Source organism: Bacillus sp. L_1B0_5 (genome assembly GCF_000836715.1).
Lineage (GTDB): Bacteria > Bacillota > Bacilli > Bacillales > Bacillaceae_G > Bacillus_A > Bacillus_A thuringiensis_S.
The window spans coordinates 120,594-144,879 of the sequence record NZ_JXIS01000051.1 but is presented as its reverse complement, the minus strand read 5'-3'; the positions used below and the strand labels follow the sequence as shown (position 1 = coordinate 144,879).

Here is a 24,286-nt window from a genome sequence, read left to right as displayed (position 1 = left end):
TACAGTACATTAACATTCAGTATAAATCTTCCATATAGAATGAAAGCAGGTTAAGAATGAGGGGAGAGAGGTGAAGCAATGGATATTAAAATTAGTGGATTAGAAAAGACATTTGGAAAAACACAGGCGTTAAAGCCGTTGCAGATTGTAATGAAACAAGGGGAATTCACTACACTTTTAGGGCCTTCGGGGTGTGGAAAAACGACTTTACTTAGAATGATAGCAGGGCTTGAAGAACCGGATAAGGGAGAAATATATTTTGGAGACCAGTGCATGTATTCTGCTACAAAAAAGATAAAGACATCTCCTCATGAACGGAATATCGGTATGGTATTTCAAGATTTTGCTTTATGGCCGCACATGACTGTTTTTGAAAATGTTGCATTTGGTTTAAGGGCTACAAAGCAAACGAATCATTTACGAGAAAAAGTAGAAGATGCGATAAAGCGAGTTCGCTTGCAAGGTATGGAGAAAAGGTATCCACACGAACTTTCTGGTGGACAGCAACAACGTGTCGCATTCGCTAGAGCAATTGTAACAAAACCTCATTTTATTTTGTTTGATGAACCACTAAGTGCACTCGATGCAATTTTGCGAGAAGAAATGAGAATAGAGCTTATGGATATCGTTCATTCCATTGGTTTAACTGCACTGTATGTCACTCACGACCAAACAGAAGCAATGTCAATGTCAGACCAAATTATTGTCATGAAACAAGGAGAAGTATTACAAAAAGGAACACCGGAAGATATTTATGTGAAACCGTCTCATGAATTTGTTGCCAAATTTATTGGTAAGGCGAATTGGCTTGTAGAGGGTAAGAAAATGATTCGTCCAGAGCATGTGAGTTGGACAAAAAATGATGTGTGCGAAATGTATACAGGTGAAATTAAGCACGTTACATATGTAGGGGAACGTTATGAAGTGAAAATAAATATGGGGACTTTAGGCATCTGGACAGCCTATAACAATAGTAAGCTAAGCATCGGGAAACCAGTATCGTTATATGTACCAAAAAAATGTATTCATCATATAGGGGGAGAATCGTATGAAGAAATTCAGTTCGCTTAAGTCTTTATTTGTATGTACTTTACTATTTTCTACTGTAGTAACAGGTTGTAGTTCAAAGACAGGTAATGCAGATGCAAAGAGTAAAAATTCGAATGAAAAGAAAATTGTTGTATATAGTGCAGGACCAAAAGGATTAGCAGAAAAAATACAAAAGGACTTTGAAAAGAAAACTGGTATAAAAGTGGAAATGTTTCAAGGGACAACAGGAAAAATTTTAGCGAGAATGGAAGCTGAAAAGAAAAATCCAGTCGTTGATGTTGTCGTACTCGCTTCCTTACCAGCGATGGAAGGGTTAAAGAAAGAGGGGCAAACGTTAGCTTATAAAGAAGCGAAACAAGCTGATAAGCTTCGTCCAGAATGGTCAGATGATAAAGGGAATTATTTCGGGTATAGTGCTTCAGCATTAGGAATTGTATACAATACAAAAAATGTGAAGACAGCACCTGAAGATTGGAGCGATATAACGAAAGGAGAATGGAAAGGGAAAGCGAATCTTCCAGATCCAGCACTTTCAGGTTCAGCATTAGATTTTGTAACAGGATACGTGAAAAAGAATGGACAAGATGGATGGAATTTATTTGAGCAGCTTAAGAAAAATGAAGTTACAGTAGCAGGAGCAAATCAGGAAGCGTTAGACCCAGTTGTGACAGGTGCGAAAGATATGGTCATTGCGGGTGTTGATTATATGACGTATAGCGCAAAAGCAAAGGGTGAACCTGTTGATATTGTATATCCAAAAAGCGGAACAGTTATTAGCCCACGTGCAGCGGGGATTATGAAGGATAGTAAAAATGTTGAAGGTGCAAAAGAGTTTATTGATTATTTATTATCCGATGATGTACAAAAACAAGTTGCTAAAGCGTATTTATTGCCTGGTAGAACAGATATAAAAGCTGAAAATAGACCAAATGTAGAAGAGATTCCAGTATTAAATATTGATTGGAAAACAGTTGAGAAAGAGCAAGATGAAATAGGAAAACAATTTAAGAAAGTATTTCAATAAGATGGTGATTCCATGGTAAATCGATTCGTATCAGTAAGACAAGTTGGAATGACGGTATCGTTATTACTTGTGGTGATGTTAATCGTCATTCCACTTTTTCTTATTTTATTTTCTAGTGTATATGAAAATAGCAGTTGGAATTTTTTAAAGCCTTTTGAAGTGATACAGAGTGGTGGATTAGCTGGGATTTTTCTAAATTCGATGCTTCTAGGTGTACTCGTTGTAATAGGAGCTACAATATTTGCATTTCCATTGGCGTTTATTATGAGCAAAACAGATGTAGGAAAGTATAGTAAGTTAGATATTGTTTTTATGATTCCATTTATGACACCGCCGTATATTGGATCGATGGGCTGGATTTTGTTCATGCAACCTAACGGCTATTTTGAACAATTTCTTCCGATGCTAAAGACAGTTTCATCATCGTTTTTTAGTTTAGGAGGTATGGTCTTAATTATGAGCCTGCATTTATTCCCATTCCTTTATTTCATGCTGAAAAACACGTTACTTCAGATTGGGAGTAGTAAAGAAGAAGCTGCAGCAGTTCATGGCGGAAGTTTTTTCTATCGTTTAAGAAAAATAATATTGCCGTTATTAGTATCAAGTTATGTAATGGGTGCTTTACTCATTTTCGTAAAGACGATTGCTGAATTTGGAACACCGGCTACATTCGGACGTAGAATAGGATTTCACGTATTAACATCAGAAATTCATAAATTTATTTCGAGTTGGCCAATTGATTTTAGTAGTGCAACAGCATTATCTTCTTTATTACTTAGTGCTTGTATGCTCATTTGGTATATGCAAAATGTATTGAATCGAAAGTATTCATATGCAATGGTTAGTGGAAAAGGTGTGAAATCTAAAAGATATACTTTGTCTATATTTACGCGCGTTGTAGCATGGATGTATGTAATTGGTTTATTAATCGTATCAATTGGAATTCCATACTTTTCTATACTTATTGCTTCTTTGTCAAAATTAAGAGGCGGCGGATTACATGTAAATAACTTAACAACAAGCCATTATGAGGCATTGTTTACGATGGGATCTCCGGGATTAGAGGCTTTATGGAATAGTTTTCTTTTTTCGCTCGTAACAGCGATTATTGCGGTAATTATTGGAGTCTTTTTGGCACTTATGATTCGAAAGGGGAAAAAATCCTCTGAAAAGTGGCTTGATATGTGCGGTATGTTACCGAATATGGTACCAGGAATCGTTATGGTTGTAGGTCTTATTTTGTTTTGGAATTCACCATATATGCCCCTGTCAATTTACAATACACCAATCATGGTTATCGTAACGTATGTTGTTCTGTTTTTACCTTACACGGTGCAATATGTAAAATCATCACTCGGACAAATTGATGATTCTCTCATGCAGGCCGGAAGTATTTTTTCTGGAAATTATATTTATATTTTTAGAAAAATAATATTGCCTCTTATTATCCCGGGTATTCTTGCTGGATGGGCGATGACATTTACAATTTCGATAAGAGAGTTAGTAGCATCGCTTCTCGTATTACCTCCATCAGTAGAAACTTCAGCAACATTTATTTTTGCTCAATTTGAACAGGGTGAAGTATCTATAGGAATGGCGATGGCCGTTGTTTCTGTTGGACTTACAACAATATGCTTATTACTGCTGCAACATATGGAGCAAAAACGAAAAGGGGTAGCATGATGAGAGTGGAAGTATGGGGAGGAGCAGGAGAATACGGTCGCTCCTGCTATTTTGTAAAAAATAAAGAGGCGAAAATAGTATTTGATTGTGGTATTAATCGATCTTATGAGGATAGTTATCCAAAAATAGAGAGAGAAGCTGTTCCGTTTTTAGATGCGGTATTTTTATCACATATTCATGAAGATCATACGATGGGTTTACCTTTATTAGCGAAGTATGGCTATAAGAAAAAAATTTGGACGACTCGTTATACGAAGGAGCAACTGCCGTTATATTATGAAAAATGGAGAAACTATAATGTGATGCAAGGGTGGGATTTACCTTATAGCGACCAACACATAAAAGATTTAAATTATGTATGTATTGATGAGATTAGCAATCCAAATGAATGGGTACAAATTACTCCTACATTGCGGTTTCAATGGGGATATAGTGGGCATGTATTGGGAGCTGTTTGGTTTTTAGTTGATATGTATAATACATACGTATTTTATTCAGGCGACTATTCAGCAGAGTCTAATATACTACGAGCTAATTTACCTGAGAAATTGGGCCACAATATAAAAGTCGCAATTGTAGATGCCGCTTATCACACAGATGATATTTCGCAAAATGAACGTGTCAACGAACTATGTGCAGAAATTGAACGAGTTGTGCAAAATAAAGGAATAGCATTACTACCATTGCCCGCGCTTGGTAGGGCGCAAGATATAGTATTGTATTTATATGAACGATATAAAGAATTTCCTCTTATAGTAGATAAAGAAATCTTGGCTGGATTTGAAGAGATGTTCGCATATAAAGATTGGATAAAAAATAATGAAGAATTTAAATGGATTATGGAGAGGTTAAAAAGAAACATAATAGTGATGGATAATGACATTAGTATGCAAAATAGTTACGGAATAGTTATAATGAGTGATGCGAATATGCAAACGAAACGAGCACAGTTATACTATGAACAGCTTCGGAATGAAAAACGGAATTCCGTTATTTTTACTGGGCATATTGCTAAAGGGAGTTTTGCAGAAAGAGTTATGAAAGAACATGTAAGGAGTACATGTAGGGTGAATCGAGTTTCGTATAAAGTTCACCAAAGTATAAGAGACGTTAAAAAGATGTTAAATACATTATTACCAGAACATACGGTGCTAGTGCACGCTTTGAAAGAGGATACGGATCGATTACAACAAAAGCTAAGTACAGCAGGATATGAAAATGTATATTCACTTGCAATGGAACGTATAGAAGTCAGTTAAAATACAAAGGGGATAGGTATATGAAAAAAGTATTTGTATTCGTAAGCATTTTCTTTTGTTGTTTCCTTTATAACGTTAAGGAAGGGTTTACTGCTAGTCCAATGAAACCTAGTTTTGAAGTGAAGTTATTATTAAAGCCAGAACAAGTATTAGGTTATAACAAAGAGATGAAGCAAGAGGTGCTAGAACATTTCCAGGCTGGTACAAAATATGAAAGAATACAAGTGCAATTTTTAGATACTGCAAATAAAAGTTTAAGTGATGAAGGTTGGTTTGCTAGAATTCGAAAGAAAGAATTTAGTAAAGATTTTGAACTAACATATAAAAAAAGATATCCTATTCAAAATGGTGTAATTCAAGATGCACTAGAAGTAGCTAAAAAAGAAGGATTCGATAGTAATACGGATAGTTATGAGGCGGAAATAGATTGGGGATTTGAGAAGAAAACATTAAGCATTTCAAATAAGAAAAGTTACAGTGCTAAAGGATATGGGATACTTGATTTACCAAATGAACAAGCTGCTCAAAACATGTTAATAGAAAAATTACCAGGGAAAATGAACAAATGGTTGTATACAAATTGGGGAGAAGAGATGTTAAAGAATTCCCGTATTTACGGTCCTGTATTAATGAAGCGATATACAGGAGAGTTTGAAAACATAAAAGCAAATATTGAAATTTGGCCATTAAGTAATACTGGGAAATTAGAAGATGACTTCGTAATAGAAGTGTCATTTAAAACAAATGAAGAAAGTATTGCGACAAAACAAAGGGAATTATTAATGGCGAGTTTAGAGAAAAAAGGCTGGTTGTTACCGAAAGATAGTTTGAAGACAGAGCTTATTTTTCAGTAAATGAGAAAAAAGGAATCCATATTTCGTGGATTCCTTTTTATATATGAGTATTAAGCTAAATCATGTACAGAGATAATAAAGTTGTTTAATTTACAATAAAGTCATTTAAAAAATAATATAGTTGTTTAAAAATCCTTCTTCTACTAACGAGGCAGGTTAGTGGAAGAAATAGCAAGTGGGTTTAACTAGGAGAAGTGTCGATGACATTAAAGAGGACACCGAGGTGTCTTCTGTTTTTTAAATTAAAAATATCGATAAATTAGGATTTATTTACTTAACATTATACTTATTTTCGGACCGAGGCATCTAATCGGTGAGTATATACAAACCAAGTAATGCTTGCTGTTAATAATGTTGACGAAATTAAAGCTGTAAGAACACTATATGTTTGCCAAATAAGTATCGTTGACCAATCGAGGGCAAAAAACATTATACACTGGGCAATCGTAGCGATTAGGAAAATAATTGTTACGATTGTTCTCTTTTTTGTCATTGGCTGCTGCTCATTCGTTTTCCTTTTTCTTAATCCTAAGAAAAATAACAGAACGGCTAATAGGCAAAGAATAATTGTGGTAGACGACAAAATGATGTCCAAAAGCTGTGTGCCGCTTATCTCATATGACTGAGTTAGATTGCCGTTTAATATATTTTTAACTTTTAGTACCAGGTTTATATTGGTATTTGCGCCGTTGCTCAGTAAGCAGATGGCTGTTCTTTCATTTGGCAGTATGGCTACTTCGGTACTAAAATTTGGATTACCCCCAGTGTGTTCTATAAACGTTTGTTCGGCGTTTACCGACCAACCTGCCGCATAATACATATCATTGACAGCCGAAACAGACATATCACCCCTATGTGATTTTTCGATAGCCCTGTGAAATATTTCGGGTATGTCCTGCACAATACCCATCTGTATGCCCATCCAACGCGCCATATCTTTTGTATTAGAAATGATATAGCCGGCAGGTTTATTCCCAGCATAATCCGGAGCGTTAAATGGAGTTGTTATAAAAAAGGAAGAACGGTAGCCCTGTGCTAACTGTCCAGTGGCTTGAGCATCTTCTTTATAAACATACGTCTGGTGAAGACCTAAGGGTAGAAATACCTGTTCCTTCATAAAGTCTTCATAGCTTTGTCGTGATACAATCTCAATAACCAAACCCAATACGTCATAATTAACGGTTCCATAGTTATATTGTTCACCGGGAGAGAACGCCAATTCTGCATCTACCAGCGTTTCCACAGTCTTTTGCAACATATCCGGTGTATTGCCTTGTGGAATATTTTGAGTATGCCTAATATTTGTTAGACCACTGGTATGGTGAAGAAAGTTATTTAGTGTAAGACTTTGCATATCAACAGGTTTCCCTTGATACTTTAACGTAAACCAAGGTAAATATTTTTGGACAGGGTCAGTCATTGAGAGCAGCCCTTGCTCTTCCAACAGCATAATACCCATACCGGTAAAAGCTTTACTGACCGAGGCTAACTCATAGAGTGTATTTTCACTTGCAGACAACCCCTTTTCACGGTCTGCATACCCAGAAGAAAAGTAGAACACTTCACCATCAGCAAGTATTGAGAGTGACATTCCAGGCACACCTGACGTACGACAGGCATCATCTAGCAATGCTTGTATTGCCACAGATTTCGAATCTGACAACGCATAACTTTGTGTTGCGAATCCTGAGAATAATATAAATATCGTTAATACAAAAACAATAGTCTTTTTCATACACTCTCCTTTCTGAAGAATTATAAGGGTATAAATAACTTATTTTTATAACTATAAACTAAATTCTGATTTATATTTCTATTTATCTATATAATATCAAATAATTGTGAAGAGTTACACTTAAACTAACGGGGGCGTTAGTTTAATAAGAAGTAAACAACTTTATTATTCATTTTTTAAGCATTACATAAGCAGATGGATATAATTTGAAACAACTTTAAAGAGCCTTGCTGCATATAGAATGTAGTAAGGCTCTTATCTTTTTTAGTCAAAATTCAATAACTTTATTATCACTATACAAATCAGCTGATACGAACATATCACTGTTTTGAAGATTTTTAGAGCGTAAACTATAAGCAACTACCTTCTTTTTATATTGTTTTACAACATCAACATGCTCTTCATGACTGTAAATATAAAATGTGAAATCTTTTTTACCACGTTTTGCATTGATAATTAAAGGAGTGCCTTCATTATGGGGTGGTGCATAATAGCGATCTAAAAATAAACCTTCGTTAAAATCATGAATAATTTTTGATTTCTTTTCGCCTTCTACGTTATTTCCGTGAATTGTAATAGTCACATTCTCTTCGTCAAGTTGTGGATGTGTTTCGTACTTGCTAATAATGGATTCAATAACAGTGTTAGGAAGGCTAGAAACGATAATTTTAAATGCTCCAAATACAACTAACATCACAATAAACCAAGTCGTCATAGTATATCATCCCCTTTATTCTATTTAATAATATAACTCATATGGTAATAGTACATATGGTGAAGTTTTGTATAATTTGTGAAAAATATGCCATTTTTACGAACGAAATGTTAGAAAAATCAATTTTGTTACAAAAAGTTGAAATTGAAGTATTTTAAAAGAAAAAGGTTTATAATAAAAATATAACTAATAACAACATTACTAATTATAAGGAAGTGTAACTATGAGTACTGTAGCAATCGTGTATGGTATTATTCTTTCTACAATTATCGTTTTATTTTTCGTTGGGGTTTCACGTTATATTCATAAATGGAAAGAATGCGTTGCGAAATTAAATCATATTGAAGAAGAACTTAGTGATTTAATGTTACATCATGGTAAATAAAAAGATAATTTTTTAACGAAACAATGTGAAGAATATCACAAAACATGCTCTCATCATGAAAGCATGTTTTTTTGTTATGTGAATGTTAGACATATTCATGAGATTTTTTCGTGCAATACAGTGTGAAATAAAATAATAATTCTTTATGTGTAGGAAGAGTTATTCTGTTTTGTATAATTTTGTAATTTAGTTCGGTATAATTATGATATAGAAGGAAATTTGTTAGAGGAGGTATATTGTGAACATATTAAAGATTATAGGAATTGTTGCAGGAGTGATTATAGTAGCAATTATAGCTTTCTTTGTCATAATGAAGTATTATTTGTCAAAAAAAGATTCTGATTACGTATTAACCTATATAAAAGAACATAAAGACGATGAGACATGTTCATTACTGATTAGAAAAAATGGTGAGATATTAACATCTATAAATGAAAATAAAAAATTGCCATTAGCGAGTACGGCAAAAATCGTAATAGCAGTTGAATTTGCTAAGCAAGTGTCAGAAGGAAAAATAAGTCGTGATGAACAAATTTCATTGCACGAGCTAGAAAAATATTACGTTAAAGATACTGATGGTGGAGCACATCCTAACTGGTTAGAAGATGCCAAAGCGAGAGAATTAGTGAAAAATGGACAAATCGCTTTAGAAGAAGTCGCTAAAGGAATGATTCATTATAGTTCTAACGCAAATACAACATATTTGTTAGATAAGCTTGGAATAGAAAGAGTAAATGAAAGTATAAAAGAGTTAGAGCTTACTAGTCATGATAAGTTCTCTTCGTATACAGCTTCACTATATATGAGAGGGTATGTAGAAAAAGAGCTTCATAAGCCAGAAAATCAATCATTAGAAATGATACGTAACATGTCAAAGGATGAGTATAATAAACATGTGTTACAAATTCATGAATGGATGAAAGATGAAGAAGAATGGAAAAAACGTGAAATTCCATTAAAAGTAGATATGGAATTTCAGCGAATTTGGTCAGATCGATTAGTGAGTGCAAACGCTAAAGATTATATGAGTATAATGGAAAAAATAAATAGTAGAAATTATTTTCCTAAATTAATGCAAGAAGAAATCGAGAATATTTTCAAAGGAACAGTTAATAATAGTAAGTTAGAATTTGCGGGGCAAAAAGGTGGTTCTACCGCATTCGTATTGACAAAAAGCTTGTATACTACAGATAAGAAAGGGAATAAAGTAGAAGTTGTAATTATGTTTAACGATATAGAAGATCAAGTTGTATATCAAAAGCTGACAAATAATATAAATTATTTTATTCAAGATGCTATAACAGATGAAGAGTTTAGAAATAAATTATAATAAAATAATTTTATTATGTAAACAACATGCTATTAAAGGTAGGTATTGAGATGAGGTTGAATGAGTATATGCTTGAAACGTTTCCGAATTTAGAACTTAGACCACCTCTATTTTATAATTGGGATATTGGTATTCGTTTTAGATTAGGTGTGGACTATGATTGTAATAACATTTATGAAAATTGTCTATATTTAGAAAGCGTTTATAAAAGGACGATTACTTTATTTCAGTCTTTACATTCAACAAAAGATGATATTTATATTGTAGTGGATGTAAATGACTATGCAAACGGTGAAATTTTCAAACAGAAATTGAATATCTTTTCTAAGTATGTCAAAGAGAAGTCCGATTTGTTTAAGTTACAGAAAAATACAATCCCTTATGTTTTTCCAGAAGAAGATGAAGATGGAGCATATAAAACACATAGATATACTTTGAAATGTAAAATCTCTGACTTTACATACATTCCTATGCTAAAAGCAATTTGTAATCAAGATATGGGAATAAAACCGAGTATTTTTCATAGGGTGTATTTTATAAATGTTAACAAGAATACTATATTTCACGTTTATGATGATAGAGGTTGTGATGTATTAGCTACCTCTCCTGATACAATTAGGGATATTTATAATACATATAATGATTGGATATTAGAATACGATAGAAATAAAATTGATAAAGTATTTAATTGAATGTAGTCTATTTTAAATGAGGGAAACACCATATGGGGTGTTTCCCTTTTATTAATATGAAAATCAACATTTAAATTTGAAAGCACTTATTATAAAGGTAAAGGGATTTGATGGTAATGTATTGAATTTGGGTAGAAACGGAAAAAGGAGATGAATAAATGACAACAATCTATTTCGTTCGCCATGCCCATTCTACCTATACAAAAGAAGAACGGGAGCGACCTTTATCTGAAAAAGGGTACTTAGATGCAGAGAATGTAACACGCTTATTAAAAGATAAACATATTGATGTTGTGATTTCTAGCCCGTATAAAAGAGCAATCCAAACTGTACAAGGAATTGCGCATACATATAAATTATCAATACAAACAGAAGAAGATTTGCGTGAAAGATTATTGAGCACAGAGCCGGTATCAAATTTTAATGATGCTATGCAGAATGTGTGGGAAGATTGGAGTTTTGCATACGAAGGCGGAGAATCGAATGATGTCGCACAAAGGCGCGCTGTAATATGTATGCAAAATATATTAAAACAATATGAAGGTAAGAATATTGTAATAGGTACGCATGGAAATATTATGGTATTACTCATGAATTATTTTAATTCGAAATATGATTTAGAGTTTTGGAAAACACTTCATATGCCTGATGTGTATCAATTAAATTTTGATAAAAATCGTTTCATTTCTGCTGAAAGAATAGAGAAAACAGGTCATCGGTTAAATATTTTGTAAAAGTTTATCAAAAAAAGAGGAAAGAGAGAAGTTATTGTAGAAGTATGACTTTGTAACATAAAAAATATATGTTAAAGGAGGCTGTTTACATGTTTGAGAAAGAGAAAGAAGGGCTTATTGAAGTTCAAAACGTATATGAAATTGCACCAGAAGATGGAACAATTATTGGTATGGCAACGGAAGAAGAAATGGAAATTGCTGCTGAACTAGAGTTACAGTACTATGCCCATTCTCGTTTGTTAGAAGCAAATATTCAGTTAGACGGTTCCTCCTACAAAGAGTTACTTCAGGAGTTCCAGGAGTACGAAAGAAAATCAATGAGCTTTTGGCGAGCGATACATAAACGTTTAGCTGTGCCATGGGCGTGGGTACTACGTATTGATGTTGCGAATGGCCCTATATATGTAAGTAATGGAAGTTCATATTACGAAGAAATCGATGATGAAGAAGATTATGAATAGATAAGTAAGGAAGCAGCTTTAGTTGCTTCCTTTTTTTATTTGTAAGAAATGAATCGCCTCAATAATAATATCTGGTCGATCATTTTCTATACCGTGACTAGCATGTTCGGCAAGCATATATTGGTTGTTAGTTGAGAGGTGTAATTGTTCGTGAATTAGTTCTTGCCACATTGCTTCAAGTTGTGTTGCTTCCTCTTTAGGCATGCCGCCATTAGTCAATTGAGTAATAGAATATTGAGGATCTCTACCGATAACGATTAATGGTATTTCTAATGTTTTACATAGCTCTTTTAGTGAGAGAGCACAGTTTTTCCACTCCGATAGTTCAGAAGCTGTCGCTTTATATAATGAAGGCGAGGTAGAGAATTCAATTTGCTGTTTTGATTGATCGGTGAGAATAGGTTTTAGTTCGTTATAAAGTGTGTCTACATCCATTTTTGAATACATATTATATTTTTGAAACCAAACATCATCAGAATCAGTTTGATCAGAAATTGGTAAATGAAGTTCATCTAAACGGTGTAAGTTCATCGAAGTAGAATCAACTAAAATAAGTGCTTGCAGCTTATCTTCATGTAACATCGCAAAATGTTGTGCACATAATCCTCCATAGGAATGACCGATTAGAATAAATGGTTCTTGAATAGCTAGTTTGTTTAGTAACATATGTAGCTCTTTTGTAACTTGCCTTATTGTACGCGGCTGATTGCCTAAATCACTTTTTCCGTAACCTGGGCGATGGTATGAAACGACTGTAAAGTGCTCTGAAAGCTTTTCTATAATAGGAAACCAATCATAAAATGAGCAAGTCATTCCGGTTTGAATGACTACAGTTTGTTTACCATCTCCTTTTATATGTACTTCTATATTTTGCCCCATTATTTCTACAAATTTATGAATGTTAATTCCTCCTAAGCTTGAAATAATTTTTGACAAGCAAAAACGATACACCAAACACCTATACCAAGTAGGACAGATGTACTAAGTGTAAATGAATTTTTTAAACCAATATAGACGATAAATAATAGTAGTGCTGATGCGGGGAATCCATATAATACCCCTAAAGCAAATTGACTCAATTCTTGTTTATTTCCGCCTTCGAATGAAATCCAAAATAAACTAAGTAAACTCACGAGAGGAAGGGCAGCAATAAAGCCACCTATCGTACTGTAATGTTTAGCGACTTCAGTGATAACGCCGATAATAAGTGCCGAAACGATTATTTTAACGAGGAAATGCATATTTTGCCTCCTTCGCTAATAAGGAAAATGCTTTTTCAATTAATTGTTGTTCTTCTGTTGATAACTGTGATTCTAATATTTTTATCTTTTCTTTATCTAGTAAAGTATGTTTTTCTAATCCTTCAATTCCTTCAATTGTTAATGTAAGGTTTACCACTCTTTCATCTTTTTTATTTCTCTCTTTAACGATGAAACCCTTTTGAATAAGGCGTTTTATGTGTTCAGACGCTGTGTTATGAGAAAGACTAAGCTCAGTAGCGATTTTTCCAATTGTTATATCTTTCTCACGAGAAACGATTTGTAAAATACGAATTGCTTGGTGGGAAAGGTTGTCCTCGTATTCGTATCGTAAGTGATAATAAATGCTCTCCCAATGTTGATTAATGTTGTACATAATAATAAATCTCCTTTTTATATCGTATAGTAAGATATATTCGTGATTTCAGAAATAAAACCCTTTTATTTGGATAAAAAATGTTGAAAAAGTTTATTTTTATTGAAATATAAGGTAATCTATGTGTAAAGGTATACATTTAGCAAGAGAGAGGATGATAGCTGTGAATACATTCAAATGGATTAGTCATGAACAGATGTATGTAGATGAAATACATGTTGAAAAATGTGGTCCTCTTTCAGTCGGCGTATATGGGGGAAATCAAGAGAGTGATGCATATGAACGAGGAGATGCGGTGCTGGCTTGGTGGGATCCTGAATTACAATTTGAATTTGTTATGATTTTTGATACACATCACAAAACAAAAAATATAGATTATATAATAGAAGCGATTTCGGAAAGAAAAGAAAAACTAAAAGAGTTATTCTCATATCCAATACATTTAGCTTTCCATCATACACATATGTACCTATTAGCGTTATTTACAGATGAGTTATTTATTAAAAAGTGTGATCAAGATGATGAGGAACTCGCTTGCTTAATTTGTTTACGAAAAGGCGAATTTTTATATTGGTTATCAGTTGGTGATTGTTTCGCGTATTTATTCCATTCTGAGAAAACGAAAAATGGAAAAGGACGATTAAATAAACGGAAGAATTACGAATATATTGGCAGGAAAAATATTTTTGCAGCAAATACACCTTGCTTTACGTCAGGTGTAAGAGGATTAGAAAAAGGAATGAATCACATTGTAATGGCAACGGACGGTATTTTAGAGTGTGACAAACGAAGGTTTGATGATGATCAATCTTTAGTAGAAATATTACACGACGGAAATAGCTTGCAGATTGAGCCCGTATTAACAAATGTACTGCAGTGGAAAGGTAGAGACTGTGCCACGATTATTGGATGGTCTATTGATACTGATAATAAACAATGTGCTAATTAATATAAAAGGAGTTCAAGGTTTTTATCCTTGAACTCCTTTTTGTTAAGCAATATGGATGTGATATGTTTTCAACCATTCATTTACTTGTAGCATATACTCCATGGCACTTCTTGCCTCAAAATTGTTAATCTCTTTATTACTTTGATTAGCAATTGAAAGTAAGATGGAATGGTTAATAAGTGAGAAAATAGGATTGTTTTTATTGTTACACATATCAAGTGTTAAATTACGGATTGTTTGTAAGTAGAGTGGATCTTGTGAAGTTGGATAAGCGCTTTTTCTTCTATTGCGTACATCGTCAGGTAAAGCTGGTTGTAGTGCTCTACGTAAAATGCCTTTTTCAATATTATCAATACTTTTTATGTTGAAAGGAACATTCCATAAATATTCAACTAATCTATAATCACAAAACGGTACACGAACTTCAAATCCAACAGCCATACTCATGCGATCTTTACGGTCAAGTAAGAAAGGAAGGAATCGTGTTAAAAATAAATAAAACATTTGACGTTGTTTCGCGGATTTTTTACTTTCGCCTTCAAGAGTAGGTACTTCAAGTATCGCTTCTTGGAATCGTGTATCAATATAGTCTTCTAGATTACATTGGTTACTTACCTCATTTAGTAGAAGAGGAGATGTATTTTTCCAATTTGTTAGCCAAGGAAACTTATCTACATATAGTAGTTCTTCTTGATGAAACCAAGGATATCCACCGAATACTTCATCAGCCGATTCGCCGGATAAAGCTACGGTCGCATCTTTTTTCATTTCGCAAAATAGTAAATATAGTGAAGTTTCCATTTCACCAGCACTCGGTAAATCTTTTGCATGAAGGGGAACGAATAATTGATTTGCTAATTCTTCAGCATTCACAATAATATCATGATGCGCTGTCCCGACATGTTCAGAAACGCGTTTTACCCAAGGTGCGTCTAAACCAGTGCGAGCAAATGTCAGTTCGAAATCTTTTGCGCTATTTACAAAGTCAACAGAATACGTATGAAGTGTTTTATTTTCAGCAGCAAATTCTTTACCCGCAAGTGCAGTAATACCGCTAGAGTCTAATCCGCCTGATAACATACAAACGAGAGGAACATCGGCAATTAATTGTCTTTTTACTGTATCTTGTAAAATTGATAAAATATGCGAAGATGTATCTTCTATAGAGTCTGTATGGAACTTACTTTCTAAATTCCAATACTTCGTAACTACTTTTTTATGACATGTAAATGTTATAGAATGTCCAGCACGTACTTCTTGAATATGTTTAAAGACGCCACATCCTGGAGTGCGAAATAAGCCTAATCCAAATACTTCATTTATTCCATCCGCATCAATTTCAGCAGGGACAGATGGATGCGCTAATAATGCTTTAATTTCAGAGCCGAAAATAATACTGCCATTTCTTTCTGTAAAAAAGAGTGGTTTTACACCTAAATGATCTCGTGCTAAAAACAATTGTTGCTTCTGATCATCCCATAAGGCGAAAGCGAAAATTCCGTTTAAATGTCGTACGCAGTCTTCTTTCCATTCTAAATAAGCATGTAGTAATACTTCTGTATCTGAATGGGTTTCAAATGCATGCCCACATTTTTGAAGCTGCTCTTTAAGTTCACGGAAATTATAAATTTCTCCATTATAAGTAAGAGCATACGTATAATCACCAGCACGGAATGTCTTCGGCTGTGTCCCGCCTTCTGGATCAATTACAATTAAACGCCGGTGTGCAAAGGCCGCATGAGGTGAAAACCAAAATCCTTCAGCATCCGGACCACGATGCTGGATACTATTTGCCATCTTTTTTAAAATAACATGTTGATTTGAAAGGTCTTCTTTCCAATCTACCCAACCTGTAATTCCACACATACATATCTCATCTCCTAAATTAAAATAGTAGATTAATGAAATAAAATGTACACCAAGTTAAAAAATGACTATATAAATAGTGTACTACATGAATTAAATTACAGACTTGAGAAAATTTTCTTTGAACGCATAGTTATGTGAGACAATGGCTAAGGGAAAGTATTCCATTACATACAAAAAATAAAAAAGATGAGAGAAAAAATTTTCTCAGACGTTATATAGGGTGTAAAAGCTTTTACAAAACAATAAGGGGAATCGCTACATGAAATCAAATGAGAAAAATTTTATAAAAAGATTACAGCGGCAAAAAGAAGACGCGTTAGAATTTGTTGTCGATACATACTTACCACTCATAAAGGGGATCACGCATAAAGTTCTACTTCCCATTCAAAATGCTGGACTCATAGAGGAATGTATAAACGATATATTTCTTTCCATTTGGAATAACGCAAATAAATTTCATGGAGAGCCGAGTGATTTTAAAAAGTGGATTGCAGCGATTGCGAAGTTTAAAGCAATTGATTATTACCGAAAATCGACTAAAACAGTAGAAATCATTTCAGATGAGTTTTATATCAGTACAGAAAAATCAGCAGAAGACGAATTAATCGTTATGGAAGATAGGGAAGAATTATTGAAGCTCATTAATCAATTAGAACCGCTAGATCAAAAGGTGTTCATTATGAAATATTTACTTGGTATGAAGACAGAGGAAATAGGTGACAAGTTAGGATTAACTCGGGCAGCAATTGATAATCGAGTGTACCGGGGGAAAAAGAAACTACAACAAAATGCTACGAATATTAGTTTTGGAGGTAGTGCAATATGAAAGACATTTATGAACTATTAAATGATATTGATATAGACGAAAAAGAACTAGAAGAAATTGAGGCTTCTGAAATTGAAAAAGAAAAAGTAAAACGAAATGTAAAACAATCGATACGTACGAAGAAAAAGATGAAAAGTTGGAAAAAAGGTGTCGCTGCTGTATCTATTTTAGTAGGATTATCAGTTGCAACACTCGGTATCGGATTTCCTACATATGCGGGGGGATTGCCAATTGTCGGTGACATATTCCGATTTTTAGATAATGGTAGAACAGGGTTATATGAAAATTATAAAGAATTTTCGACTGAGTTGAATATGACGAGAGAGAGTAATGGGATTAAGATTACACTCAATGATGCTGTTTTTAATGGAAGAACTGTAACGATAACATATTCTATTGAAAGTGATAAGGATTTAGGAGAAAATCCAAATGTAATAGAATTTTTACAAATTGCCGGATTTAATGGTACGACTGGTAGTTCTAAAATTACAAAAGTGGATGACAAGAAATACGTAGGTATGAGTACAGCAACTGATGTTGATGGTATAAAAATGGATGCTGCAAATGTCAAGTGGGAGATAGATAAGATAGAAACAGTAGATGGAACACAATCAATTAAAGGGAACTGGAATTTTGCGCTTTCTTTAAATGCGATGGACAGTAAAGAAGTGAAACTTAAAGGAAGTTCTGAAAATGAATTAATAAAAGTAAATATAAACAAAATGGAAGTAACCCCGATGTCCTTTATCGTTTTTTACAATCAAGAAGAATCTAAGGCGTTAAGAAGTATGTGGGATAGTGCAGATGTTGAGTTAGAAATAAAAGATGATTTAGGAAATCATTATACTGGTGAAGGAAATGGCGGAAGTAGTACAGTAGCAGAGCCACATAAAAGTAGTTGGAGTGCCACCTTCCAAAAACTAAACGAAAATGCAACAAAGCTTATCGTTACACCTCGCGTGCACTTGCGAGTACATACACCTGAAAATCATGGTGGAGTAGAGTATGTGAATGGGAAAGAGAAGAAAATAGAAGTGCCGAAAAAAGAAGCGAAGAGTAAAGATATTGTGTTAGATGATATTGTCATTGATTTAAAGAAATAAAAGAGAGACTGCCTAAAAACATTTAGGCAGTCTCTTTTTCGTTAAGAACTAGTAACGAGCAATGCATGCGGATGCTGCGTTTTATATTCATCTTTCCACGGAATATTTAGTTGTTCCCACGATTCGCCGCTATCATTGGATTGAAAGACGCCATTGTTATTTAACGTGTAAAACGTATGTGGTTCAGCCTTGTTTGTCGCAAACATCGAAATGACTGTACCGATTGCAGATGGTAGTCCTTGTTGTACTTGCTGGAAAGGAGTATCTTTCGTTTTTCGATAAATATAAGATTCATAAGGGATACGGTGATGAGCGAGATCAGCACTTGGCGCGGCAGAAACTAGAATCGTATTACAATCAGCTGGATCAATTGCCATGCTGTATAAATAATGATGTTCAAGTCCTTCACTACATGAGATCCAGCTGTTTCCATTGTTATAACTTTCAAGATAAGCACGATCAGGTCCGCCCATAAATCCGTCACCACATGATGCATAAAGACGATTTGGTGCTTCAGGGTGCATAAGTAATTGATGAGCATCGATAGGAGCACCGAATTTTTTATCAATCCATGTATGCCCTTTATCATTACTTTGAATAACAGCACCAGCTTCGATTGAAACGTGTATTGTATTAGGGTTGTTTGGGTCAACTGTAATCCAGCGTACGTGATGGGTAAAAGGTCTAGGCGGAAATGCCCACGTATAAGAAGATAATAATGATTTCATATTTTTAAGTTCAGTCCACGTTTCACCACCATTTTCAGAGCGAAATAAAGCGCTCGGTTCTGTGCCGACATAAACGACCCCATATCCGTTCACTTGTTCATTTGAGCTTATTGTTATGGAAGTGATAGAGGAGTGCAAAATACCATCTTCTTTAGGAAAATCAAAGTAACGATAGGAATCCCCAATTGGTCGCCAAGAATCCCCACCATCATCGCTTAACCATAAACCTCGTCCAAATGTTCCGCAATATACACGGTTTGGGTGGAGCGGATCAACAGCGATACAGGTAGGTTGCATATTTTGTAAGTGGTAAGTCGTTTCATAGTTATCATATTGTTCTTTCACTACAACAAGTTCACGTTCCATACAGAGAAATAAACGTTTCATTTAAGTAACCTCCTTAAAAATTCTTTCATTAGTAAACAATATGAAAATAAAAAAGAAGTAGTCTTGTTTTATTTGAGAAAAAGGGATTGTTTAAAAAGTAGCGAAGTGTGTATACAGAGGAAGCGGGCGTTTACAATCGGTCAATTCGGGATAAAGATGGGGAGTTTGTTTCATACTAACATACAGATATTGTACTTAAAGGAGTATAAGTATGGGACATTCGCATGATCATGGTCATTCAAAAAATAAAAAGGCGTTACTAATTGCCTTCCTACTAACAACAAGTTTTATGATTGCAGAAGTTGTTGGTGGATTTGTAACAAATAGCTTAGCACTACTATCTGACGCGGGGCATATGCTAAGTGATGCAGTATCTTTAGCTTTAAGTTTACTTGCGTTTAAGCTCGGAGAAAAAACAGCAACAACTGTGAAAACATATGGATATAAGCGAGTCGAAATGTTAGCAGCATTATGTAACGGTGTCGTTCTTATTGTCATTTCGGTATACATTTTTATTGAAGCAATCCGTCGTTTTAAAGAACCAGTTGAGATTGCTAGTAATGGGATGCTCATTATTGCAGTCCTTGGACTGCTTATTAATATTTTATCAGCCTGGATATTAATGAGAGGCGGAGATGTGAAAGGGAATTTGAATTTAAGAAGTGCTTTTCTGCACGTACTAGGCGATCTATTGGGTTCCGTCGGAGCGATTATTGCTGCGTTACTTATTAAATTTTTCGGATGGACTGCTGCAGATGCGATTGCTAGTATTCTTGTGTCTATTTTAGTCATTATTAGTGGATGGTGTGTAACACGTGATACGGTTCATATATTAATGGAAGGTGCACCACAGCACATAAATGTTGAAGAGGTAAAAAGTACATTATTAAATATTCCGATTGTAAAAGAAGTTCATGATTTGCACATATGGTCTGTCACATCGGATTTTCAAGTATTAACTTGCCACTTAATTATTAAAGGTAATGAAACGCAAAGTGTATTAAAAGAGGCTACGGATGTATTAAAGGAGAAGTTTCATGTAGAACATGTCACCATTCAAGTAGAAATAGATGGTGAATTTCATCACGATGAGACAACTTGCAAAGTATGAAAGAAAAAGTGTCATAACATTTTTCGCACGGCATACATATATATAATGTGGCCACAAATACTTTGTAAGGTAAATATTTCATGAAATTACTTTACTTATAAAGAGTCATCTTTTATAATCAAAAGTGGTAATTGATAAAGATTATCATTTTCAATGATCGTAGAAAGGAGTTTTTTAAAAGATGAGTAGTCAACTCCGTTTTGCTGTTGAAAATCGTAAGAGGCATTTAATTGATGAGTTAATTGGAGCAGGTGTGTTTAAGATTCGCGACCGACAATTATACGAGCTGTCTTTAGAGGAATTGGAAAAAGAGTACGAAGATATGGAAGATTATGCAAATATTCAGGCATAACTATATAGATTAGTAAAAGGAGATCTGGTTACGATTTTGTGTAACCAGATCTCTTTTTATTTCGTAGAAATTATTTTTTGTATTTCTTTCATGGGACGGAGCCAGTTTTGAGTCATTATTTGTTCCATTTGTTTTTCGTCCTGCTTTTGTAATGCTTGAATGATAGAGTGATGTTCTTCAATAGATTGACTTGCTGGAACAAAGTTTTGGAAAAACAAATATTCAAGACGTAAAACGTGAAGTTGCATATTTTCTAGAAAGGGTTCAATATATTGGTTTTTAGCAATAGAAGAAATTGTATTGTGGAATTGTATATCTAATTCTAAAGCTTGTTTTGCATTTTTTTTCTCTATAGAGTGCTGAAAATGATTATTTATTTCAGAAAGTAGTTGAATATCAGCGTCTGTAATGTTTTGAAGAGCTTGCTTTCCTATAATAGAGTGAAGACCAGCCATCGTTTCATAAATGATAGATACGTCTTCTAAATTAATAGGAGCAATTTTCGTTTTTTGCCCTGGTACCATTTCCACTAATCCAGAAAGCTCTAATATTTGAAGTGCTTCTCTTACAGGTGTTCTGCTTACTCCTAGTGCCTCAGCCAATTCCCCATCATTAATTTTTTCATTGGGCTTTAGTACACCTTCAATAATCCAATTTTGTAGTTGATTTAAAACGAGTGATTTTGCTGAAATTCTTCCTGGTTTTTTATAATTTTGAGGGACAGGCATAGTGAATTCAATCCTTTCATTGTATATTTTCCTTTTTTGCATGAACAAGTTTTAATTTTTGTTTCCCTTCATCCGGCTTTTGGCTTAAGATGAGCACCATTACAATGACACAAAAAGCGCCTAATAACTGAAAAGATTGAAATGGCACGTGCAATATAAGTACAGAAGAAATAATAGCTGCGAGTGGTTCTGTGCAACCAAATAATGTTGTTTCTTTCGGAGTCAGGTATCGTATGCTGTCTAAGTATAAATAAAAGGCAATAAGTGTCCCGAAAATGACGACAAATGTGATGAGCGGTAGGGTACTTATTTTTACATATTTCATAGTTGATAATAAAATGAATTCGTTTGTAGAAATAAAGTGCACAATCGTTACACCAATACCCCCAATAATCATGCCCCATCCAACGATAACAGAGGAAGACCATTTTTCTAACAATTCCTTTGAATATAAACTATAAAAAGCGAGAGATAATCCAGATAAAATACCCCAAATAATAGCTGGTGTAGAAACAGCCAAGTTATGAACAGACCCGTTTGTTAGTAAGAGAAAAGTGCCTACTAATGAAAGAGTAATTGAAATGAAATCAATTTTTGATGGACGAACATTCCATTTGAAAAGCAAGTATACAGTGATGAATATAGGAGCTAAATATTGTAATAATGTTGCCACGGCAGCATTTCCTTCTTTAATTGAAGCGAAATACGTATACTGTACAGCAAGCATACCGAATAGACCAAACAAAATCATTTTAATAGCATCAGATTTTTGCTTCCAAATACCAAATATCTCTTTTTGTCTCGTTCCGAATGAGGAAATCATGAGCAAAATAATTCCAGATATAAGTAAACGGATCGTAACTAACCATTCTGTTGAAACATTGTCATATTGAAAAAGTTGTTGTGCAGCTGTACCAGACAAGCCCCATAAACAAGCACCGATTATGACCATTATAATTCCTTTTAATCGATTTGAATCCATATGATCTAAAATTCTCCTTTCTAAAAATACAAATTGAATACAATATGCAATATATCACAGAATGACTTATCAATAAACTGAAATTTCTAACTAAAAAATTTTTTATGTATAGTAAAATATTGTAGAGGAGGGGGAAGGATATGTTAGCAGGATTTTTAGTTTGTTTATTTGTAGGGTTACTTATCATTTTTTTAGGGTATCAAATACATGTGAAAAAGAGGTTGTTTTTGCTAGCAGGGTATCAAGAAGAAACGTTTGTTGGAGATAAAAATAAATTAGCGAAGCTTTCAGGAGCATTTTCTTATATAGTTGGAGTTGCTACTATAATATTACCGCTTGGCTTAGAAAAAATAGGTGATGTAGTTGGTATCATATATGCTATATTAATTGTTTTAGGTACAGTTGTATTTATAATTAAAGCAAACTTATTAAATAAGAGTACTATAAAGTAAAAAGGCTTCATTCTACTGAAGCCTTTTATTAATTATTATGAAGTATAAGTAAAAGCCGGAATAGGATCAATAAATGTATTCCACTTTTGTTCCATTTCCTTTTCTGTTAATAGACAATCATCTAATGATTGTTCAATCACAGAACGATTCATATCAATACCGATAAATACGAGCTCAGTTATTCGATCTCCATATTGTTTATCCCAGTTTTTCAATACTTCTGGTTCTTCTGCAATCATTTGATTTCTTTCAGTTTCAGGTAATGCGGCTATCCATTCACCGGCTCCTTGAATTGTAATAGAGGAACCTGCTTGAGATAGAAGTCCTATCATATTATTACGAGATGCAAGCCAGAAGAATCCTTTCGCTCTTACAACATCTAAAGGCCATTTTTCTAGCCAATTCATAAGGCGCTCGGGATGGAAAGGATATTTGCGACGGTAAACAAAGGAATTGATACCGTATTCTTCCGTTTCCGGTGTATGGTGTTCACTATTTAATTCTTGTATCCAGCCGGCCGATTGACTAGCGTCTTCATAATTAAATAGATTTGTGTTTAAAATTTCTTGTAATGGTACTTTGCTAAACGAAGCTTCAAGAATTTTTGCATTAGGATTTAATTTTTTTAGTAAATGATGAAGCTCTATCACATCTTCTTTTTCTAGCAAATCTATTTTATTAAGAATAATTACGTTTGCAAACTCAATTTGATCTATTAATAAATCAATAACTTCCCGGGTATCATTCTCATCGATTGCTTGTTTTCGGTCTAATAAACTTTCTCCGTCTGCAAAATCATCCCAAAATCTATTTGCATCTACAACTGTAACCATCGTATCGAGGCGACAATTTTTCGTTAAATCAATGTTAAGAACTTCGTCTGTATAAGTAAACGTTTGAGCAACTGGAATAGGCTCACTTATACCAGAAGATTCAATAATAATATAGTCAATATCACCATTTTCAACAAGACGATTCACTTCTATCATTAAATCTTCTCGTAGTGTACAACAAATACAGCCATTTTGAATTTCTACTAGTTTTTCCTCCGTACGTGAAAAACCACCCTTTTTTATAAGAGATGCATCAATGTTTACTTCGCTCATATCATTAACGATGACAGCTACTTTTAAGTTATTCTTATTAGTCAAAATGTGATGTAGTAAGGTAGTTTTTCCAGATCCTAAAAAACCACTTAATACAGTGATAGGTACTTTTTTCATGAAATGATCTCTCCTTCAA

General features: G+C 33.9%; 27 protein-coding genes. 17 read left to right on the top strand and 10 right to left on the bottom strand.

The genetic code is table 11. From position 1 onward, the window contains the following. The first annotated feature begins 78 nt into the window (after positions 1–78). From RT27_RS18345 to RT27_RS18325, 5 genes are read left to right on the top strand one after another with little or no spacing between them, the layout of a single operon-like run. Positions 79–1,071: an ABC transporter ATP-binding protein gene (locus RT27_RS18345; RefSeq protein ID WP_016082158.1), complete on the top strand. Its 993-nt coding sequence runs from the start codon at positions 79–81 to the stop codon at positions 1,069–1,071. Then, positions 1,049–2,074 (top strand): ABC transporter substrate-binding protein, encoded by a 1,026-nt coding sequence (locus RT27_RS18340; RefSeq protein ID WP_043936910.1) that lies wholly within the window; start codon positions 1,049–1,051, stop codon positions 2,072–2,074. The genes RT27_RS18345 and RT27_RS18340 overlap by 23 nt, the downstream gene beginning before the upstream one ends. A gap of 12 nt (positions 2,075–2,086) precedes the next feature. Beyond that, complete coding sequence (locus tag RT27_RS18335; protein WP_043936908.1) at positions 2,087–3,757, top strand: iron ABC transporter permease; 1,671 nt, start codon at positions 2,087–2,089, stop codon at positions 3,755–3,757. After that, complete coding sequence (locus RT27_RS18330) at positions 3,754–5,016, top strand: MBL fold metallo-hydrolase (protein WP_043936907.1); 1,263 nt, start codon at positions 3,754–3,756, stop codon at positions 5,014–5,016. Before RT27_RS18335 ends, RT27_RS18330 begins: the two co-directional genes overlap by 4 nt. Before the next feature lie 20 nt (positions 5,017–5,036). After that, positions 5,037–5,870, top strand: coding sequence for a hypothetical protein (locus RT27_RS18325; RefSeq protein ID WP_000755327.1), 834 nt, complete (start codon positions 5,037–5,039; stop codon positions 5,868–5,870). Positions 5,871–6,156: 286 nt separating this feature from the next. On the opposite strand, the gene RT27_RS18320 is transcribed toward RT27_RS18325, so the two are convergent. Both RT27_RS18320 and RT27_RS18315 read right to left on the bottom strand, forming a co-directional pair. Continuing rightward, positions 6,157–7,605 (bottom strand): serine hydrolase domain-containing protein, encoded by a 1,449-nt coding sequence (locus RT27_RS18320; RefSeq protein ID WP_043936905.1) that lies wholly within the window; start codon positions 7,603–7,605, stop codon positions 6,157–6,159. A 268-nt stretch (positions 7,606–7,873) separates the two neighbouring features. Beyond that, positions 7,874–8,320, bottom strand: coding sequence for a YfmQ family protein (locus RT27_RS18315; protein ID WP_029441929.1), 447 nt, complete (start codon positions 8,318–8,320; stop codon positions 7,874–7,876). A 41-nt stretch (positions 8,321–8,361) separates the two neighbouring features. Between RT27_RS18315 and RT27_RS33690 the strand changes: the two genes are divergently transcribed. From RT27_RS33690 to RT27_RS18290, 6 genes are all read left to right on the top strand, one after another. Beyond that, positions 8,362–8,478, top strand: a complete 117-nt coding sequence (locus tag RT27_RS33690) for a hypothetical protein (protein ID WP_001987133.1) — start codon at positions 8,362–8,364, stop codon at positions 8,476–8,478. Positions 8,479–8,543: 65 nt separating this feature from the next. After that, a complete protein-coding gene (locus RT27_RS18310; RefSeq protein WP_016088490.1) occupies positions 8,544–8,705 on the top strand; it encodes a hypothetical protein in 162 nt (53 codons plus the stop codon). A gap of 238 nt (positions 8,706–8,943) precedes the next feature. Then, positions 8,944–10,035: a serine hydrolase gene (locus RT27_RS18305; RefSeq protein WP_043936903.1), complete on the top strand. Its 1,092-nt coding sequence runs from the start codon at positions 8,944–8,946 to the stop codon at positions 10,033–10,035. Positions 10,036–10,103: 68 nt separating this feature from the next. Further along, the gene (locus RT27_RS18300; RefSeq protein WP_043936931.1) at positions 10,104–10,727 is read left to right on the top strand and encodes a DUF3885 domain-containing protein; all 624 of its coding nucleotides are present in this window, start codon (positions 10,104–10,106) and stop codon (positions 10,725–10,727) included. A gap of 158 nt (positions 10,728–10,885) precedes the next feature. Then, positions 10,886–11,461, top strand: coding sequence for a histidine phosphatase family protein (locus tag RT27_RS18295; protein WP_043936901.1), 576 nt, complete (start codon positions 10,886–10,888; stop codon positions 11,459–11,461). Between the two features lie 89 nt (positions 11,462–11,550). Then, positions 11,551–11,922: a hypothetical protein gene (locus tag RT27_RS18290; RefSeq protein WP_000461779.1), complete on the top strand. Its 372-nt coding sequence runs from the start codon at positions 11,551–11,553 to the stop codon at positions 11,920–11,922. 18 nt (positions 11,923–11,940) lie between these two features. Here RT27_RS18290 and RT27_RS18285 read toward each other — a convergent pair whose 3' ends face one another. The 3 genes from RT27_RS18285 to RT27_RS18275 are packed head-to-tail and all read right to left on the bottom strand — an operon-like array spanning position 11,941 to position 13,557. Continuing rightward, positions 11,941–12,873 (bottom strand): alpha/beta hydrolase, encoded by a 933-nt coding sequence (locus RT27_RS18285; protein WP_043939928.1) that lies wholly within the window; start codon positions 12,871–12,873, stop codon positions 11,941–11,943. Further along, positions 12,834–13,163, bottom strand: coding sequence for a DUF3147 family protein (locus RT27_RS18280; RefSeq protein ID WP_000545608.1), 330 nt, complete (start codon positions 13,161–13,163; stop codon positions 12,834–12,836). Before RT27_RS18280 ends, RT27_RS18285 begins: the two co-directional genes overlap by 40 nt. Further along, positions 13,147–13,557 (bottom strand): MarR family transcriptional regulator, encoded by a 411-nt coding sequence (locus RT27_RS18275; RefSeq protein WP_043936897.1) that lies wholly within the window; start codon positions 13,555–13,557, stop codon positions 13,147–13,149. Before RT27_RS18275 ends, RT27_RS18280 begins: the two co-directional genes overlap by 17 nt. 121 nt (positions 13,558–13,678) lie before the next feature. Here RT27_RS18275 and RT27_RS18270 point away from each other — a divergent pair, with 121 nt between their 5' ends. Beyond that, on the top strand, positions 13,679–14,506 hold the full coding sequence (locus RT27_RS18270) for a protein phosphatase 2C domain-containing protein (RefSeq protein ID WP_002040904.1): 828 nt from the start codon (positions 13,679–13,681) through the stop codon (positions 14,504–14,506). Positions 14,507–14,548: 42 nt separating this feature from the next. On the opposite strand, the gene asnB is transcribed toward RT27_RS18270, so the two are convergent. After that, a complete protein-coding gene (gene asnB, locus RT27_RS18265) occupies positions 14,549–16,372 on the bottom strand; it encodes an asparagine synthase (glutamine-hydrolyzing) (RefSeq protein ID WP_043936895.1) in 1,824 nt (607 codons plus the stop codon). Between the two features lie 262 nt (positions 16,373–16,634). Between asnB and RT27_RS18260 the strand changes: the two genes are divergently transcribed. Together RT27_RS18260 and RT27_RS18255 are read left to right on the top strand one after the other, a co-directional pair. Continuing rightward, positions 16,635–17,201: a sigma-70 family RNA polymerase sigma factor gene (locus tag RT27_RS18260; RefSeq protein ID WP_043936893.1), complete on the top strand. Its 567-nt coding sequence runs from the start codon at positions 16,635–16,637 to the stop codon at positions 17,199–17,201. After that, complete coding sequence (locus RT27_RS18255; RefSeq protein ID WP_043936891.1) at positions 17,198–18,304, top strand: DUF4179 domain-containing protein; 1,107 nt, start codon at positions 17,198–17,200, stop codon at positions 18,302–18,304. Before RT27_RS18260 ends, RT27_RS18255 begins: the two co-directional genes overlap by 4 nt. A 41-nt stretch (positions 18,305–18,345) precedes the next feature. On the opposite strand, the gene RT27_RS18250 is transcribed toward RT27_RS18255, so the two are convergent. Then, positions 18,346–19,419 carry a hypothetical protein gene (locus RT27_RS18250; protein WP_029441936.1) on the bottom strand — a complete coding sequence of 358 codons (1,074 nt, stop codon included), beginning with the start codon at positions 19,417–19,419 and terminating at the stop codon, positions 18,346–18,348. 211 nt (positions 19,420–19,630) lie between these two features. Here RT27_RS18250 and RT27_RS18245 point away from each other — a divergent pair, with 211 nt between their 5' ends. Together RT27_RS18245 and fbpA are read left to right on the top strand one after the other, a co-directional pair. Next, positions 19,631–20,530 (top strand): cation diffusion facilitator family transporter, encoded by a 900-nt coding sequence (locus tag RT27_RS18245; RefSeq protein ID WP_043936890.1) that lies wholly within the window; start codon positions 19,631–19,633, stop codon positions 20,528–20,530. A gap of 181 nt (positions 20,531–20,711) precedes the next feature. Further along, a complete protein-coding gene (gene fbpA / locus RT27_RS18240; RefSeq protein ID WP_000098302.1) occupies positions 20,712–20,882 on the top strand; it encodes a Fur-regulated basic protein FbpA in 171 nt (56 codons plus the stop codon). A gap of 56 nt (positions 20,883–20,938) precedes the next feature. On the opposite strand, the gene RT27_RS18235 is transcribed toward fbpA, so the two are convergent. Next, positions 20,939–21,610 (bottom strand): GntR family transcriptional regulator, encoded by a 672-nt coding sequence (locus RT27_RS18235; RefSeq protein WP_016082142.1) that lies wholly within the window; start codon positions 21,608–21,610, stop codon positions 20,939–20,941. Positions 21,611–21,626: 16 nt separating this feature from the next. Beyond that, entirely contained in the window at positions 21,627–22,592 is a 966-nt protein-coding gene (locus tag RT27_RS18230) for a DMT family transporter (RefSeq protein WP_016082141.1), read from the bottom strand. Positions 22,593–22,732: 140 nt separating this feature from the next. On the opposite strand from RT27_RS18230, the gene RT27_RS18225 reads away from it, so the two are divergent. Continuing rightward, on the top strand, positions 22,733–23,044 hold the full coding sequence (locus tag RT27_RS18225) for a DUF3784 domain-containing protein (RefSeq protein WP_043936889.1): 312 nt from the start codon (positions 22,733–22,735) through the stop codon (positions 23,042–23,044). A 35-nt stretch (positions 23,045–23,079) separates the two neighbouring features. Here RT27_RS18225 and RT27_RS18220 read toward each other — a convergent pair whose 3' ends face one another. Then, a complete protein-coding gene (locus tag RT27_RS18220; RefSeq protein ID WP_016082139.1) occupies positions 23,080–24,267 on the bottom strand; it encodes a GTP-binding protein in 1,188 nt (395 codons plus the stop codon). Between the last annotated feature and the right edge of the window lie 19 nt (positions 24,268–24,286).

Coding starts and splice junctions, on each gene's coding strand:
- RT27_RS18345 (WP_016082158.1), top strand. CDS start 79: ATGGATATTAAAATTAGTGGATTAGAAAAGACATTTGGAAAAACACAG.
- RT27_RS18340 (WP_043936910.1), top strand. CDS start 1,049: ATGAAGAAATTCAGTTCGCTTAAGTCTTTATTTGTATGTACTTTACTA.
- RT27_RS18335 (WP_043936908.1), top strand. CDS start 2,087: ATGGTAAATCGATTCGTATCAGTAAGACAAGTTGGAATGACGGTATCG.
- RT27_RS18330 (WP_043936907.1), top strand. CDS start 3,754: ATGATGAGAGTGGAAGTATGGGGAGGAGCAGGAGAATACGGTCGCTCC.
- RT27_RS18325 (WP_000755327.1), top strand. CDS start 5,037: ATGAAAAAAGTATTTGTATTCGTAAGCATTTTCTTTTGTTGTTTCCTT.
- RT27_RS18320 (WP_043936905.1), bottom strand. CDS start 7,605: ATGAAAAAGACTATTGTTTTTGTATTAACGATATTTATATTATTCTCA.
- RT27_RS18315 (WP_029441929.1), bottom strand. CDS start 8,320: ATGACGACTTGGTTTATTGTGATGTTAGTTGTATTTGGAGCATTTAAA.
- RT27_RS33690 (WP_001987133.1), top strand. CDS start 8,362: ATGGTAATAGTACATATGGTGAAGTTTTGTATAATTTGTGAAAAATAT.
- RT27_RS18310 (WP_016088490.1), top strand. CDS start 8,544: ATGAGTACTGTAGCAATCGTGTATGGTATTATTCTTTCTACAATTATC.
- RT27_RS18300 (WP_043936931.1), top strand. CDS start 10,104: ATGCTTGAAACGTTTCCGAATTTAGAACTTAGACCACCTCTATTTTAT.
- RT27_RS18295 (WP_043936901.1), top strand. CDS start 10,886: ATGACAACAATCTATTTCGTTCGCCATGCCCATTCTACCTATACAAAA.
- RT27_RS18290 (WP_000461779.1), top strand. CDS start 11,551: ATGTTTGAGAAAGAGAAAGAAGGGCTTATTGAAGTTCAAAACGTATAT.
- RT27_RS18280 (WP_000545608.1), bottom strand. CDS start 13,163: ATGCATTTCCTCGTTAAAATAATCGTTTCGGCACTTATTATCGGCGTT.
- RT27_RS18275 (WP_043936897.1), bottom strand. CDS start 13,557: ATGTACAACATTAATCAACATTGGGAGAGCATTTATTATCACTTACGA.
- RT27_RS18270 (WP_002040904.1), top strand. CDS start 13,679: ATGTGTAAAGGTATACATTTAGCAAGAGAGAGGATGATAGCTGTGAAT.
- asnB (WP_043936895.1), bottom strand. CDS start 16,372: ATGTGTGGAATTACAGGTTGGGTAGATTGGAAAGAAGACCTTTCAAAT.
- RT27_RS18260 (WP_043936893.1), top strand. CDS start 16,635: ATGAAATCAAATGAGAAAAATTTTATAAAAAGATTACAGCGGCAAAAA.
- RT27_RS18255 (WP_043936891.1), top strand. CDS start 17,198: ATGAAAGACATTTATGAACTATTAAATGATATTGATATAGACGAAAAA.
- RT27_RS18250 (WP_029441936.1), bottom strand. CDS start 19,419: ATGAAACGTTTATTTCTCTGTATGGAACGTGAACTTGTTGTAGTGAAA.
- RT27_RS18245 (WP_043936890.1), top strand. CDS start 19,631: ATGGGACATTCGCATGATCATGGTCATTCAAAAAATAAAAAGGCGTTA.
- fbpA (WP_000098302.1), top strand. CDS start 20,712: ATGAGTAGTCAACTCCGTTTTGCTGTTGAAAATCGTAAGAGGCATTTA.
- RT27_RS18235 (WP_016082142.1), bottom strand. CDS start 21,610: ATGCCTGTCCCTCAAAATTATAAAAAACCAGGAAGAATTTCAGCAAAA.
- RT27_RS18230 (WP_016082141.1), bottom strand. CDS start 22,592: ATGGATTCAAATCGATTAAAAGGAATTATAATGGTCATAATCGGTGCT.
- RT27_RS18225 (WP_043936889.1), top strand. CDS start 22,733: ATGTTAGCAGGATTTTTAGTTTGTTTATTTGTAGGGTTACTTATCATT.
- RT27_RS18220 (WP_016082139.1), bottom strand. CDS start 24,267: ATGAAAAAAGTACCTATCACTGTATTAAGTGGTTTTTTAGGATCTGGA.